At 28.9% G+C, this 15819-nt stretch carries 12 protein-coding genes; 6 read left to right on the top strand and 6 right to left on the bottom strand.

The genetic code is table 11. The annotated features are described in order from the left end of the window. Positions 1-27: 27 nt before the first annotated feature. The 5 genes from MKD41_RS04210 to MKD41_RS04190 form a co-directional block, all read right to left on the bottom strand. Positions 28-471 carry a Fur family transcriptional regulator gene (locus tag MKD41_RS04210; RefSeq protein ID WP_240244189.1) on the bottom strand — a complete coding sequence of 148 codons (444 nt, stop codon included), beginning with the start codon at positions 469-471 and terminating at the stop codon, positions 28-30. A 102-nt stretch (positions 472-573) separates the two neighbouring features. Beyond that, positions 574-2793: a RelA/SpoT family protein gene (locus MKD41_RS04205; RefSeq protein ID WP_240244188.1), complete on the bottom strand. Its 2220-nt coding sequence runs from the start codon at positions 2791-2793 to the stop codon at positions 574-576. A gap of 44 nt (positions 2794-2837) precedes the next feature. Next, positions 2838-4070 (bottom strand): M48 family metallopeptidase, encoded by a 1233-nt coding sequence (locus MKD41_RS04200; RefSeq protein ID WP_240244187.1) that lies wholly within the window; start codon positions 4068-4070, stop codon positions 2838-2840. Between the two features lie 27 nt (positions 4071-4097). Next, positions 4098-4901: a TrmH family RNA methyltransferase gene (locus MKD41_RS04195; RefSeq protein ID WP_240244186.1), complete on the bottom strand. Its 804-nt coding sequence runs from the start codon at positions 4899-4901 to the stop codon at positions 4098-4100. Positions 4902-4979: 78 nt separating this feature from the next. Next, positions 4980-6059 (bottom strand): DUF3810 domain-containing protein, encoded by a 1080-nt coding sequence (locus MKD41_RS04190; protein ID WP_240244185.1) that lies wholly within the window; start codon positions 6057-6059, stop codon positions 4980-4982. 225 nt (positions 6060-6284) lie between these two features. On the opposite strand from MKD41_RS04190, the gene dnaB reads away from it, so the two are divergent. The 4 genes from dnaB to bshA all read left to right on the top strand — a co-directional run bounded on the left by dnaB (position 6285) and on the right by bshA (position 11371). Beyond that, positions 6285-7784, top strand: coding sequence for a replicative DNA helicase (gene dnaB, locus MKD41_RS04185; protein WP_240244184.1), 1500 nt, complete (start codon positions 6285-6287; stop codon positions 7782-7784). Positions 7785-7843: 59 nt separating this feature from the next. Beyond that, positions 7844-9079: an asparagine synthetase B gene (locus MKD41_RS04180; RefSeq protein ID WP_240245004.1), complete on the top strand. Its 1236-nt coding sequence runs from the start codon at positions 7844-7846 to the stop codon at positions 9077-9079. 109 nt (positions 9080-9188) lie between these two features. Then, complete coding sequence (locus MKD41_RS04175; protein WP_240244183.1) at positions 9189-10034, top strand: transketolase; 846 nt, start codon at positions 9189-9191, stop codon at positions 10032-10034. Between the two features lie 209 nt (positions 10035-10243). After that, positions 10244-11371, top strand: a complete 1128-nt coding sequence (bshA, locus tag MKD41_RS04170; protein WP_240244182.1) for an N-acetyl-alpha-D-glucosaminyl L-malate synthase BshA — start codon at positions 10244-10246, stop codon at positions 11369-11371. Between the two features lie 15 nt (positions 11372-11386). Here bshA and aroB read toward each other — a convergent pair whose 3' ends face one another. Then, entirely contained in the window at positions 11387-12454 is a 1068-nt protein-coding gene (gene aroB / locus MKD41_RS04165) for a 3-dehydroquinate synthase (RefSeq protein WP_240244181.1), read from the bottom strand. A gap of 88 nt (positions 12455-12542) precedes the next feature. Between aroB and MKD41_RS04160 the strand changes: the two genes are divergently transcribed. After that, positions 12543-13709 carry a proline dehydrogenase family protein gene (locus tag MKD41_RS04160; protein ID WP_240244180.1) on the top strand — a complete coding sequence of 389 codons (1167 nt, stop codon included), beginning with the start codon at positions 12543-12545 and terminating at the stop codon, positions 13707-13709. A gap of 304 nt (positions 13710-14013) precedes the next feature. Next, entirely contained in the window at positions 14014-15783 is a 1770-nt protein-coding gene (gene typA, locus MKD41_RS04155) for a translational GTPase TypA (RefSeq protein ID WP_240244179.1), read from the top strand. The last annotated feature ends 36 nt before the right edge of the window (positions 15784-15819 follow it).

Below are 15819 nucleotides of genomic sequence, written 5' to 3'. Positions count from 1 at the left end.
GTTGTGTTACTTAATAATATGTTAGTATTAATTGTTTTTTTCTTTTTTTGTTCCGTAGAAATAGAGAGAATGCTTATGAATTTCAATATTAAAAGTATCTTCTATTGTTTTTTTTATGATTTGCACCCGAGGGTCACAAAACTCAATAACTTCACCGGTATCGGTTAATATTACGTGATCGTGTTGTTTATCAAAATAAGATTTTTCATAGTGTGCCTGATTTTTTCCAAATTGATGTTTTCTAACCAAACCACATTCTAAGAGTAATTCTATTGTGTTGTAAAGTGTTGCTCTACTTACTCTATAATTTTTAAGTTTCATTTGAATATAAAGAGATTCTATATCAAAATGATCGTTTAAATCATAAATTTCTTGAAGAATTGCAAAACGTTCAGGAGTTTTTCTATGAAGATTCTTCTCGAGAAATTTAATAAAAACGCTTTTTACAATTTTCTGGTTTTCAACACTCATAAGTTCACTATTTTAATTCTAAAATTAAACAACAAAGTTAAGCCTATTTTTTTTAAAAAATAGGCTTAATATTTATATTTATTAACTATAATTGTGAACAAACTAATGTTTATTAATTCTATCCACTTTCTCTATTCCATCAATCTTTTTTATAGCATCGCTTAATTTTTGTAGTTGTGATTTATTTTTAACACTTACTGTTATACTTCCTTCAAAAACACCGTTATTACTCGAAATATTTAAATTATGAATATCTACATTCATACTTCTAGAAATTACTTGAGTAATTTCATTTACGATTCCTACATGGTCTACTCCATAAAGTTTTAAAATTGCTTTAAACTCTTGATTATTAGAGTCTATCCATTTAGCACTTAATATTCTATAAGCATAATTTGCTTGGAGGCTTATAGCATTTGGACAATCTTTTTTATGAACTTTTATACCATCATTAATCGTAATAAAACCAAAAACTTTATCACCAGGAATTGGATTACAACATTGCGACATTTTATATTCTAAATGTTCTTCTTCTGCACCAAAAACTAAAGAATCATATTCTATAGCTACTTCATCTTTATCTATAACTTCTTGTTTAATGGTATTTCTACGTATTCTGTTTTTAAAGAAGCTAACAAAAGCATTATTTCTTTTAGCAACAAAATCTTTTAATTGTGAGTTTTCTATAGAGCCATTTCCAATTCTATAAAACAAATCTAAACTGGTTTTTAATTTAAAAAATACAACCAGTTCGTTTATAACTTTTTCGTTTAAAGAAATTTTTAGATGTTTTAACTTTCTTGTTAAAACTTCTTTTCCTTCTTCAGCAATTTTCTTTTGATCTTCTTTTAAAGCATTTTTTATTCGTGTTCTTGCACGTGCAGTAACAACAAAATCTAACCAGCCAACATTTGGTTTTTGATTTTTAGAAGTAATAATTTCTACTTGATCTCCACTAAAAAGCTCTTCACTAATTGGTTTTAATTTTCCATTAATTTTTGCGCCTCTACAATTCATACCAATTTGTGTATGGATAGAAAATGCAAAATCAAGAGCGGTTGCATGCTTTGGAAGTGCTTTTAAATCTCCATTAGGTGTAAAAATAAAAATCTCTTTAGCGTATAAATTTAATTTAAAATCTTCTACAAAATCTATTGCACTAGCGTTAGGATTTTCTAGAGATTCTTTAATTTTATTTAGCCAATCGTCTAAACCTGTTTCTCGTTCATTCTGATTTTTATATTTATAATGAGCAGCGTAACCTTTTTCGGCAATTTCATCCATTCTTTCTGAACGAATTTGAACTTCAACCCATTTCCCTTTTGGCCCCATTACGGTAATATGAAGTGATTCGTACCCAGTACTTTTTGGTTGGCTAATCCAATCTCTTAGTCTATTAGGGTTTGGTCTAAAATGATCAGTTACAATAGAATATATTTTCCAAGCATCAAATTTTTCTTCTTTTAAAGTAGATTTGTAAATAATTCTAATAGCAAATTTGTCATAAATTTCGTCATAAGTAACTCCTTGAGAGAGCATTTTTTTACGAATAGAATATATAGATTTTCTACGTCCTTTAATGGTATATTTAAAGCCTTCTTTATCTAAAGTTTCTTTAATAATATTACTAAAAGAGTCTATGTAAATTTTTTGTTCTTCTTTACTTTGAGTGACTTTATTTACTATATCATTATAAACATCTGGTTCTGTATATTTTAAACCTAGGTTTTCAAGTTCAGATTTTATATTGTAAAGTCCAAGTCTATGTGCTAAAGGAGCATAAATGTATAAGGTTTCAGACGAGATTTTAATTTGTTTATCTAAGGGCATTGCATCCATAGTTTGCATATTATGCAATCTATCAGCTATTTTTATCAAAATTACACGAACATCATCGTTTAATGTAAGGAGCATTTTTCTAAAATTCTCTGCTTGAATTGAAGCATCTTGATCTTTTTTTAAATGTGAAATCTTAGTTAAACCATTAACAATACGTGCTACATTTTCACCAAATAAACGTTCAATATCTTCTAAAGTATAATCGGTATCTTCAACTACATCGTGTAATAGTGCCGCTACAATTGAAGTAGTATCTAATCCAATTTCGTAAGCTACAATTTTAGCAACAGCAATGGGGTGAAAAATGTAAGGTTCACCAGTTTTTCTTCTTTGGGTGCTATGCGCTTCTAAAGCAATATCAAAGGCTTTTCTAATTTCTTTTTTATCAGCATCAGTAAAGGTTTGATACGCACCTTTAAGCAAACTTTTATATCGTTTTGCTATTTCTTTATTTTCTTCTTCTAAGCTTAAATTGTATGTCATCGATTAAATTTAATATTTTTTAATTACCCAACAATGTCAAATCTTTATTTTTTTAAATTTAATATGCGTTCTAATAAAGTAGGGTGTGAGTAGTGAAACTTAACGTACAAATTACTAGGTGTTAAATTGCTTAAACTATTTTTAGATAATTTTTTTAATGAAGAAATTAAAGCTTCTGCATTAAAATTAGCTTTAGCATAATCATCTGCTTCATATTCAAATTTTCTAGAGATAATATTCATTATAAATCCTGTAATTTCTGAAATAGGGCTGTACAATATTCCAAAAGATATCAATCCAATATGAAAACTGGTAAATTCAACTCCTAATGCTTGTGAAAGTAATTGATTACCAATAAAAAGTGATAAGATATAAAATGTAAATCCCGTTAAAATTAGCGATAATATTAAATTATAAATAATGTGTTTTTTTGTATAATGACCAATTTCATGTGCTAAAACAGCTACAATCTCATCAGTTTCTAAGTCGTTGATTAATGTATCGTATAAAGTAACTCTTTTTTGAGAACCAAATCCAGAAAAATAAGCATTTGCCTTTGTAGAACGTTTAGAACCATCTATAACAAAAATATTTTCTAAATTAAATCCTACTTTTTTACCAAAATCATCAATTGCCGTTTTTAATTCACCATCTTCTAAACTTGTCTGTTTATTAAAGATAGGTACAATTAATTTTGAATAAAAAAGATTCATAAAAATTGTAAAAACAGCAATTAACCCCCAAGCATATAACCAAAAGTTTGTAGTTGTTAGTTGGTAAAACCAGGTTAATAAAGCTAAAATTCCACCGCCAAGTACCAATAACATTAGCCAACCTTTTATTTTATCTAAAATAAATGTTTTTAAAGTTGATTTATTAAAACCAAAATTTTCTTCAATAACAAATATTTTGTAATATGAAAAAGGTAAGGTTAAAATATCGCTACCAAATAATATAATTCCAAAGAAAATAAGTGTAATTAAAATGGTATTATCTGTAATACTTCTTGCTATTCCATCTACATAAGCAAAACCTTCAAAAGCAAAAAAAAGCAATGTTAATAGCAAAGAAAATGCACTAGCTATATTAGAAAATTTATAATTAACTTTTTTATAAGCTTGTGATTTTTCGTACTCTTTTTGATCATAGATATCATTTAATTCTTCAGGAACAGCATCATTAAAATGTTTAGCATTTTGAGCATCTAAATAAGTATCAAATAAAAATTTGATGATAATTATACCTATTAATATGTAAAAAAGGATTTGTGGTGTCATTTTTTATAAACTATAAATTTAAAATAATTATAATTGACGTTGTCTAACAGCTTCAAATAAAATAATTGCCGCACTTACCGAAACATTCATAGAATCTATAGCACCTCGCATTGGAATTATAATATTTGAAGTGGTGTTTTGCAACCATTCATCTGTTAAACCAGTAGCTTCTGTACCAACAACTATTGCCGTTGGATTTGTGTAGTCTACTGTTTGGTATTCTACAGATGCAGTAAGGGATGCACCAAAAATATTAATTTTATGTGTTTTTAAAAAAGCAATAATTTCTGAAGTTGTTCCCGTTGCAATTTTAGTTGTAAATAAACAACCAACACTCGATCTAATAATGTTTTGGCTGTACATATCTGTTTTCGGATTTGCAATTAAAACAGCATCAATTCCTGCTGCATCTGCTGTTCTTAATAATGCTCCAATATTACCAGGTTTTTCCGGAGCTTCTGCAACTAAAATTAAAGGATTTTCCGATTGAAATATAAGAGTATCTAATACTAAATCTTTGGTTTTTGCAACAGCTAAAATGCCTTCTGTTGTAGTTCTAGTAGCAAGTTTTTGATGTACTTGATGTGTTATTTCAATAACTTCTATGTTTAAATCGGTGCTTTCAAGCAATGCAGTTAGAGTTGATTCATCAATAATTGATAAATCTACCAATAATGTTTGTATTTGGTAACCACCTTTTAATGCTAAAGAAGTTTCTCGTAATCCTTCAATTAAAAAAGTTTTTGTTTTTTTTCGAATGCGAGATTTTTCTTTAATCTGAAAAAGTTCTTTTACATACGTATTTTGTACACTTGAAATTTGTTTTCGCATAGTTGAATTAATAATTCACAAAGATAGTGATAAATAAAATTTTGAATGTCTTTAACTTTTTAAAAAAAAACAATAGTTTTAAGAGGTAAAATCAGCGTTTTTATGATAATTAATTAATAATACAACCATTTTACTATAACCTTCAATGCCATCTTTTTGTTTATTCGCTTTTAAAAAATTATCGTAAAATATTTTAAAATATTTTTCAGATCTATTTTGATACGATTCCCAAAAGGCTTGACTTTGTTTTATATCTTTTAAAATTCCTTTATTTATAAGTGGTTTTAAAGTTTCAAAACTTGTTGGGTCTTTTCTGTAAACTTCAGAAATACAATAGCGCAAGGCCATTAAATATCCTGCATAATTAAAATAAATATCTTTAGAATGTGTTGTTGCTAAATAACCCACAAAATTGGCTTCGCTTTCAGAGGCAATTCCAATTTGGTGTGCAGCTTCGTGACAAACTGTAGCGGCATAATTATTTTTAGGGATTAACGAATTTACTTGCGCCTCATTTGTAATAGGATTTATATAACCACCAAAACCCATATAGGTTAATGGCACACTAAAAAGTGAATGTTTTACTTTAGCATTTTTATAATTAAATTGAGGATGAATTTTTTCTAATTGATTGTAAGCTTCACCAACTTTTGCTTTAATCTGATTTTTTGTAAATAGATTTTCAACAACTAAGGTGTCATTTTTTGTTATAAACGTATGAACTTCATTTGTTTTGGAAATCAATTTTTTGGTAAACTTAACAAGCTCTTCATTGGAATAATCACTAACTTCAAAATCTAAAGAAGTATTTAGTGGAAGTCTAAAATAATTTAAAGCCCAATTAAAATGAAATACAAAAAAAACAATAGAAAGAATTCCAGTAATTTTAAAAAAAGTAGCTTTAAAATTAATTTTTTTACTTTTTATAGTTTTATAAAGTGCTCTTAAAATAAAAACAACCAGTGCTGTATACATTAAATCTCCTATTGAAAAAGGAATCCAACCTAAAATAATTCTTAAAAATCTTGAAATATAAATATATAAACCATTAGAATAGTAGGTTTCAACAATAGTAGGAAATTGAGCAATTATTTGAATAAAAGCCCATTGCATTACTAATAATAATGTAAGAATTTTATATCGTTTTTTTGAATTCATTTTGTAAAAATATGAAATAAATATTGACTAAATAGCGTTATAATAGTTATTAACAAAAAATACACTTATCAACAAAAATTGTGCAAATTAAATTGATATTTAAGGTACTTATTAAGATTAAAAATATACTTTTGTTTTTCTTTGAAAAAGGTTCGTTTATAGAATAATAATCCTTAATTTCATAAAAAAAATAGACGTTTAACACCATAAATTATAAACTATCAATTGAAAAATTTACAACCAACACCAGCTAAAAAATTCAAAAAGAGTTCTGTTATAAGTCTAGAGAAAGGTAAACTTCCTCCGCAAGCAGTTGATTTAGAGGAAGCTGTGCTTGGTGCTATGATGATTGATAAAAAAGGAGTAGATGATGTTATTGATATTTTACATCCAGAAGTTTTTTATAAAGAAACTCATCAGTACATTTATGAAGCTATTTATGCTTTGTTTCAAAATTCTGAACCTACAGATTTATTAACGGTTTCTAATCAGTTACGTAAATCTGGAAAGTTAGAGCTTGTTGGTGGCGATTTTTATTTGGTTGGTTTAACGCAAAAAGTATCTTCATCTGCACATATAGAATTTCACGCACGTATTATTCTTCAAAAATATATTCAACGTAAATTAATTTCAATTTCTGCTGAAATTATTGAAGAAGCTTATGACGAAACTGTAGATGTTTTTGATTTATTAGATGATGCTGAAACCAAGCTTTTTGAGGTAACTCAAGGGAATCTTAAAAAAGGATCTGAAGATGCTCAAGGATTAGTTACGCAAGCAATTAAAAAAATTCAAGAAATATCTAATAAAAGTGGAATGAGTGGTGTAGCTACTGGTTTTACACGATTAGATGAATTAACATCTGGTTGGCAACCTTCAGATTTAGTTATTTTAGCTGCACGTCCTGGTATGGGTAAAACAGCTTTTGTAATGTCTATGGCAAAAAATATGGCCATTGATTTTGGAACTCCAGCTGCTATATTCTCATTAGAGATGTCTTCTGTTCAGTTAATTACCCGTATGATTTCTAGTGAAACTGGAATTTCTTCAGGAAAATTAAGAAAAGGTAATTTAGAACCTCACGAATGGGAGCAATTAAACGTAAAGGTTAAAAATTTATCTAAAGCACCAATTTTTATTGATGATACTCCTTCATTATCAATTTTTGATTTACGAGCAAAAGCACGTCGTTTAGCATCGCAACACGGAATTAAAATTATAATTATTGATTATTTACAGTTAATGACTGCTGGAAGTTCTTCAAACGGAAATAGAGAGCAAGAAATATCAACAATTTCTCGAAATTTAAAAGCATTAGCTAAAGAATTATCAATACCAGTAATTGCACTTTCACAGTTGTCGCGTGCCGTTGAAACTCGTGGAGGAAGTAAAAGACCTTTGCTATCAGATTTACGTGAATCTGGTGCAATTGAACAAGATGCGGATATTGTTTCGTTTATATTTAGACCTGAATATTATGGTTTAACTGAATGGGACGACGAAGAAAGAACACCATGTGAAGGTCAAGCTGAATTTATTGTTGCAAAACATAGAAATGGTGGTTTAGAAAATATACGTTTAAAATTTACAGGACATTTAGCACAATTTAGCAATTTAGATGAAGATTTTGGAAACGAATTCCATTCTAAAATGAATAATGAAATATCAGCAGAAGATGCTTTTGGAGCTCCTGATAATTTAAATGACGATGACGTACCATTTTAAAAATTAATTAATTGAAATTGTTAAAAAACTTCTTTCTGAAACGCATTTTAATTATTGTAATGTTATTTATTACAACTTTTAGTTATGCTTCATTTATATTAATTCCAATGGATGATGTTACACAAACCAATCATTTAAAAGCGTATGGAATTACCTTTTGGTCTTTAGAACAAGGAAATACAGCACAATGGTTACTTAATTATGAAGGTGGTTCTTTTTTATTAGAAGATAATGAAGCTACAAGAAATGAATGTAAAATTAGAGGTGTAACATTTCAAGTAATTTCAGATGCACAAGCTGCAAGTATTTTAGAAGAAATTAGCAGTCCTTCTAAAAATATGGAAGCGGTTGTCTTAGAAAAAGCACCTAAAATTGCTGTGTATTCTCCAAAAGATAAAATGCCTTGGGATGATGCCGTAACTATGGTTTTAACTTATGCCGAAATTCCGTTTGATGTAGTTTATGATGAAGAAGTGCTAGATGAAAAACTACTTTTATATGAATGGTTGCACTTGCATCATGAAGATTTTACAGGTCAATATGGAAAATTTTATGGAGCTTATAAAACTGCGCCTTGGTATATAGAACAAAAAAAAGCAGCTGAAAATCTAGCAATAAAGTTAGGATATGCTAAAGTGTCTGAACAAAAATTAGCTGTAGCTTTAAAAATTAGAGATTTTGTTATTGGTGGCGGATTTATGTTTGCAATGTGTTCAGCAACAGATAGTTTTGATATTGCATTGTCTGCTGAAGGTGTAGATATTTGTGAAACTATGTTTGATGGTGATCCCTCAGAAATAGATTATCAGAATAAAATTGATTATAGTAGAACTTTAGCGTTTAAAGATTTTACACTAGTTAGAAATCCAATTGAATATGAATTTTCTTCAATAGATATGACTAGTAAAAGGCAAAATATAAAACGCACAGCTGATTATTTTTCATTAAAAGAGTATTCTGCAAAATGGGATCCTATACCAACTATGTTATGTCAAAACCATACACAATTAGTAAAAGGTTTTATGGGACAAACTACTTCTTTTGATAGAGATGCCATAAAATCTAATGTATTGGTAATGGGAGAAATTAAATTAAATAGAGAGGCACGTTATATACATGGTGTTAAAGGCAAAGGAATGTTTACTTTTTATGGAGGTCACGATCCAGAAGATTACCAACATAGAGTAGGAGATCCTAAAACAGAATTAGACTTACATCCTAATTCTCCTGGATATCGTTTAATATTAAATAATGTACTTTTTCCAGCAGCAAAAAAGAAAAAACAAAAAACATAAATCAAAAAAACACAATACTGTTAATAAAGCACTTAAAATTTTATTCATAAAAGTTATTGCTTCATAGTACTAAAATAGTATTTTTGTTTTTTTTAAATAAAAACATAAAATGTCAACTACACAACAACTGCAAGATTTTGCACAACAAGTAAGAAGAGATATAGTAAGAATGGTGCATGCTGTAAACTCAGGTCACCCTGGAGGTTCTTTAGGCTGTAATGAATTTTTAACAGTACTTTACCAAGACACAATGAAATATAGTACAGATTTTACTATGGATGGTAAAAATGAAGATGTTTTCTTTTTATCAAACGGACATATTTCTCCGGTTTTTTATAGTGTTTTGGCAAGAAGTGGTTTTTTCCCTGTTTCTGAATTAGCTACTTTTAGATTATTAAATTCACGTTTACAAGGGCACCCAACAACTCACGAAGGTTTACCTGGAGTGAGAATTGCATCAGGTTCTTTAGGTCAAGGAATGAGTGTTGCATTAGGTGCTGCACAAGCTAAAAAATTAAATGGCGATGACCGTTTAGTATACTCTTTACATGGTGATGGTGAATTACAAGAAGGTCAAAACTGGGAAGCAATTATGTATGCTGCAGGAAAAAATGTAGATAATTTAATTGCAACAGTAGATTATAATGGTCAGCAAATTGATGGTTCTACAGACCACGTAATGCCTTTAGGAGATTTAAAAGCTAAATTTGAAGCTTTTGGATGGGTAGTTTTGGAAATTGAAAAAGGAAATGATATTGAAGCTATTAAAGCTGGTTTAGCAGAAGCAAAATCTTTAACCGATAACGGAAAACCAGTTTGTATTTTATTAAAAACAGAAATGGGTAACGGTATTGATTTTATGATGGGAACTCATGCATGGCACGGAAAAGCTCCAAGTGATGCTCAATTAGCAGAAGCTCTTGCTCAAAATCCTGAAACTTTAGGAGATTACTAAAAATTATATAAGTTTAAATATTTATTCGTTTAAACGTTAATTATAAAAGGCTGCTTAGGAAGCAAAAACTTTTTAAGCAGCCTTTTACTTTTTTAAGATTTATTTATAATATTTATTTCTACTTATTGTAAGTTTCAAATTATATTTACAACTAAGTAAAAGGGTAGATAAATTCAACCTTTAAATTTTTTAATCATTTAATAATTAGTATGAAAGTAGGAATTGTTTGTTATCCAACATTTGGAGGTAGTGGAGTAGTAGCATCTGAATTAGGTATGTCTTTAGCAAAAGAAGGAAATGAAGTGCATTTTATTACCTATAAACTTCCTGTTAGGTTAGATTTTATTTCAAATAACATTCATTTTCACGAAGTTTTTGTTGAAGAATATCCGTTATTTCAATTTCAACCATACGAATTAGCACTTTCAAGTAAAATTGTAGAAGTTGTTGAAATGTACAATTTAGAAATTTTACATGTACATTATGCAATTCCTCATGCATATGCGGCTTATATGGCAAAACAAATGCTAAAAGAAAAAGGAATTGTTGTAAAAGTTGTAACTACTTTACACGGAACAGATATAACTTTAGTTGGAAGTCATCCAAATTATAAAACAGCTGTAGAGTTTAGCATCAACCATTCTGATGTTGTTACAACTGTTTCAGATAGCTTAAAAAGTGATACATTAAGGTTGTTTAATATTAAAAAAGAGATTCAAGTAATATACAATTTTATTGATTTTGATAAATACCCAGAAATTACTGATGAAGAATGCCAAAGAAGTAGTATTGCTCAGAATAATGAAAAAATAGTAACCCATATTAGTAATTTACGCCCAGTTAAAAGAGCGTGGGATGTTATTGATATTTTTTACAAAATTCAGAAAAAAATACCATCAAAATTATTATTAGTTGGAGAAGGCCCAGACCGAGAACGTATAGAATGTATGGCAAAAGATTTAGGGATTCTAGATAAAATACTTTTTTTAGGAAATAGTAACGAAGTGAATAAGTTATTGTGTTATTCAGATTTATTTATATTACCATCTGAAACTGAAAGCTTTGGGTTAGCAGCTTTAGAAGCTATGGCAGCTAAAACACCTGTTATTTCTACTAATTCTGGTGGTTTGCCAGAGGTTAATATTGAAGGTGTTACAGGATTTTTAAGCAATATAGGTGATACCGATAATATGGCTAAAAATGGAATATATATTTTAGAATCTGATGAAAGACTGTTAAAATTTAAGCAAAATGCATTTGCACAAGCTCAACAATTTAGTCTACAAAATATATTACCAGGTTATATAGAAACGTATAAAGAAGTTTTAGGTAAATAAAGTTAATAGATTTATTTAGGATTTATAATAATCTAAAGCATCAATTAATAGTTCTTTTTCTACTTTACAGTTAAACTTATATTTTTCATAATTAGAAAGTAATACAAAATTTACTTGTCCGCCTACATTCTTTTTATCGTGAATTAAAAGCTCAATTATAGCGTCGTAATCAGATGTTTCTATTACAACATTTCCATAAATTTCAAGTAATTTATGCTTTATAATTGCTAATTCATCTACAGGAAAATTTAATAATTTTTCTGAAAGGTATGTTTCAGTAATCATGCCAATTGCAATGGCTTCACCATGAGTTAATTTTTCTTTATTTTCAGATTCTAAAAAATAAGATTCAATAGCGTGCCCTAAAGTATGTCCAAAATTTAAAATTTTACGCAACCCTTGTTCTTTAGGATCTTCAGTAACTACTTCATTCTTAATTTCTATAGAACGGTGAATAAGTTTACTTATATTACTAATTGAAAGCTCTTTAAATTGTTTTATTTCATTCCAGAGTTTAATATCATAAGACAATCCATATTTAATAATTTCTGCCAATCCAGAACGGATTTCGCGTTCGGTTACAGTTTCTAAATATTGCGGATCTATAAGTACCATTTCTGGGTCAGAAAACAAACCTATTTGATTTTTTAGCACACCTAAATCTACACCTGTTTTTCCTCCAACAGAAGCGTCGACCATACTTAATAGAGTAGTAGGTATGTTTATAAAAGAAATTCCTCTTTTAAAACAAGAAGCCACAAAACCACCTAAATCTGTTATTACACCACCACCTAAATTAATTAATAAACTTTTTCTATCTGCACCTAATTCAGTCAATGTTTGCCAAACACCAGTACAAGTATCTAAATTTTTATTTTCTTCACCAGCTTCAATTTCAATAATTTCTATATCAGAAGTAGTTTCTAGTGTTTCTAATAAAATAGGTAAACAATGTTGATTGGTATTTTCATCAACTAAAATAAAAATTTTTGAAGGTACATTAGCCGCTAAATAGGCGTTCAATTTTAGGTAAGCTTCTTCATTAAAGTTCACATAGTAGTTATTGGATAATATAGGTTTCATTTTGGATAATATTTTAGTGCAAATTAAAGGTAAAAAATTGAAAAAAGTAAAATGTTTGTAATTATCTTTGATTAATTACAATTAATAAATGGAAAACTTATTTGACAACACAGAAATTGCTTTTTCGATAAAATCAAATTCTGAACTAGATAGGGCTTTTTATCTTTTTGAAATGATAAAACGCGAACCTCTAGTGAAAATTGGTACTGCGGTAACTAAGTTTGCTCTAAAAACGCATTTACCGGTTGAAGGGATTATACGCGCAACTGTTTTTGACCATTTTTGTGGTGGTGTAACAGAAGAAGATTGTATGTCAACAATAGACAAAATGTACACTAAAAATGTACATTCTGTTCTAGATTATTCTGCTGAAGGTAAAGAGGTTGAATCTCAATTTGACCTTGCCATGGAAAAAACTTTAAATACCATAAAATTTGGGAAAGAAAAGCCAGGTATTCCTTTTGCTGTTTTTAAACCTACTGGGTTTGGAAAATTTAAAATTTATCAAAAAATTACTGAAGGTACACCTTTAGATGCTCAGGAAGAAGTTGAATGGATACGTATTAAAGAACGATACAATATTGTTTGTAAAGCAGCTTTTGATAGAGATGTTCCACTTTTAATTGATGCAGAAGAAACTTGGATGCAAGATGCCGCAGATGATTTAATTGAAGAAATGATGCGTAAATATAATAAAGAAAAAGTAATTGTATTTGGCACACTTCAATTGTATAGATGGGATCGATTGGATTATTTAAAAAAACTACACGAACGCGCTAAAAAACAAAGTTTTAAAATAGGAATGAAACTTGTACGAGGTGCTTATATGGAAAAAGAAAGAGAACGTGCTAAAGAAAAAGGTTATAAAGATCCAATTTGTAAAACCAAAGAAGCAACAGACATTATGTTTAATAATGTATTAACTTATATGTTTAAAAACATAGATGATATGGCTATTTTTTCTGGAACCCATAACGAAGCTAGCTCTTATTTATTAATGGATTTAATTGCAAAATCTGGTTTAGATAAAAATGATAAACGAGTTTGGTTTGGACAATTATACGGAATGAGTGACCACATTAGTTACAATTTAGCTGCTGCAGGCTATAATGTTGCTAAATACTTACCATTTGGGCCTGTAAGAGATGTTATGCCGTATTTAATTAGACGAGCTGAAGAAAATACATCTGTAGCCGGACAAACAAATAGAGAACTTCGCTTATTAAAAGAAGAAAAAACAAGAAGAAATATTTAAATTAACTTAAAAAAAGAGTTGTTTTATTAAAATAAAGCAACTCTTTTATATTTTTAAGCAGTTTTATCATTTTTCTTGCCTCCACGCAAAAATATAAGCAAAACTACAATCAGTCCTAAAAAGACTAAAAACATTAAAATTGCACCTATTATCCCCCAATTCCAGCTAACTAAAGGTAAGTTGTTTAATATCATAATACTAGGTTTTATTCAAAAATATACATTTTTAAAAAATCATAATTCAACTTTTGTTACAATAAACCAAATAAAACGATTACTTTTGCAGCCTCTAAAAAATACGGAATATGCAATCTATCAGAAATATAGCAATTATTGCTCACGTTGATCACGGTAAAACTACGTTGGTTGATAAAATTATTGACCAAGCTCACATATTAGATGAGCGTAAAGTTAGAACAGATCTTTTATTAGATAATAATGATTTAGAGCGAGAGCGAGGAATTACTATTTTATCTAAAAACGTTTCAATTAATTACAAAGGCGTAAAAATTAATATTATTGACACACCTGGTCACGCCGATTTTGGTGGAGAAGTTGAACGTGTATTAAAAATGGCTGATGGTGTTTTACTATTAGTTGATGCTTTTGAAGGACCAATGCCTCAAACACGTTTTGTACTAGGAAAAGCCTTAGAGCTTGGATTAACGCCAATTGTAGTTGTAAATAAAGTTGATAAACCTAACTGTACACCAGATATTGTACACGAAAAAGTTTTTGATTTAATGTTTGCTCTTGATGCAACAGAAGAACAATTAGAATTTGATACAATTTACGGTTCAGCTAAAAATGGTTGGATGAGTAGAGATTGGCAAGATGAAACTACTGATATAGTACCTCTTTTAGATTCTATACTTGAAAATATACCTGAAGCACCTTATAAAGAAGGTACAGTTCAAATGCAAATTACATCGTTAGATTTTACATCTTTTGTTGGTAGAATTGCTATTGGACGTGTATTTAGAGGTGATTTAGAAGAAGGTAAAGATTATATGCTTTGTAAAGCTGATGGAAGCTTTAAAAAAGTACGAATTAAAGAATTACACACCTTTGAAGGTTTAGGTAAAAATAAAGCATCTAAAGTTAGAAGTGGTGATATATGTGCCATTACTGGTATTGAAGGATTTGATATTGGAGATACAATTGCAGATTTAGAAAATCCAGAAGCCTTACCAAGATTAAAAGTAGATGAACCTACTATGAGTATGTTGTTTACAATTAATAATTCTCCTTTCTACGGAAAAGAAGGTAAATATGTAACTTCTCGTCATTTACGTGATAGATTATTTAAAGAAACAGAAAAGAACTTAGCACTTAGAGTTGAAGAAACTGATACTGAAGATAAGTTTAATGTATTTGGACGTGGAATCTTGCATTTATCAGTTTTAATTGAAACAATGCGTAGAGAAGGATATGAGTTACAAGTTGGTCGTCCACATGTAATTATTAAAGAAATTGATGGTGTTAAATGTGAACCATACGAAACATTGGTAATAAATGTTCCAGAAGAATCTGCAAGTAAAGCAATTAACTTGGTAAGTTTAAGAAAAGGAGATTTATTAGTTATGGAACCAAAAGGAGATTTACAACATTTAGAATTTGATATTCCTTCTAGAGGTTTAATAGGTTTACGTAATAAAATTTTAACAGCAACAGCTGGTGAAGCAATTATAAACCATAGATTACGTGGTTTTGATGCTTACAAAGGAGATATAGCTACTTCAAACAACGGTGCTATAATTTCTGCAGAAACTGGAAAAGCAACTGCTTATTCTATTGATAAATTACAAGATAGAGGTAAGTTTTTTATAGATCCTAACCAAGATATTTATAAAGGTCAGGTTGTTGGTGAAAACAACAAACAAGAAGATATGTCTGTTAATTTAATTAAAGGTAAAAAACTAACAAACGTTCGTAAATCTGGTACTGATGACAGTGTTAAAATTGCTCCAAAAATTGATTATTCTTTAGAAGAATGTATGGAATATATAAAAGAAGATGAATATTTAGAAATAACCCCTGTAAGTTTACGTATGCGTAAAATTACGTTTAAATAAACATCCTTTTTTTAAAATATTTAAAATGCTTTCAAT

It is taken from the genome of Lutibacter sp. A64, from assembly GCF_022429565.1.
In the GTDB taxonomy this organism is placed as follows: Bacteria; Bacteroidota; Bacteroidia; order Flavobacteriales; family Flavobacteriaceae; genus Lutibacter.
Note: the sequence above shows the minus strand (reverse complement) of the source record. Positions and strands in the feature narration are given on the sequence as shown.

Coding starts and splice junctions, on each gene's coding strand:
- MKD41_RS04210 (WP_240244189.1), bottom strand. CDS start 471: ATGAGTGTTGAAAACCAGAAAATTGTAAAAAGCGTTTTTATTAAATTT.
- MKD41_RS04205 (WP_240244188.1), bottom strand. CDS start 2,793: ATGACATACAATTTAAGCTTAGAAGAAGAAAATAAAGAAATAGCAAAA.
- MKD41_RS04200 (WP_240244187.1), bottom strand. CDS start 4,070: ATGACACCACAAATCCTTTTTTACATATTAATAGGTATAATTATCATC.
- MKD41_RS04195 (WP_240244186.1), bottom strand. CDS start 4,901: ATGCGAAAACAAATTTCAAGTGTACAAAATACGTATGTAAAAGAACTT.
- MKD41_RS04190 (WP_240244185.1), bottom strand. CDS start 6,059: ATGAATTCAAAAAAACGATATAAAATTCTTACATTATTATTAGTAATG.
- MKD41_RS04180 (WP_240245004.1), top strand. CDS start 7,844: ATGTTATTTATTACAACTTTTAGTTATGCTTCATTTATATTAATTCCA.
- MKD41_RS04175 (WP_240244183.1), top strand. CDS start 9,189: ATGTCAACTACACAACAACTGCAAGATTTTGCACAACAAGTAAGAAGA.
- bshA (WP_240244182.1), top strand. CDS start 10,244: ATGAAAGTAGGAATTGTTTGTTATCCAACATTTGGAGGTAGTGGAGTA.
- aroB (WP_240244181.1), bottom strand. CDS start 12,454: ATGAAACCTATATTATCCAATAACTACTATGTGAACTTTAATGAAGAA.
- MKD41_RS04160 (WP_240244180.1), top strand. CDS start 12,543: ATGGAAAACTTATTTGACAACACAGAAATTGCTTTTTCGATAAAATCA.
- typA (WP_240244179.1), top strand. CDS start 14,014: ATGCAATCTATCAGAAATATAGCAATTATTGCTCACGTTGATCACGGT.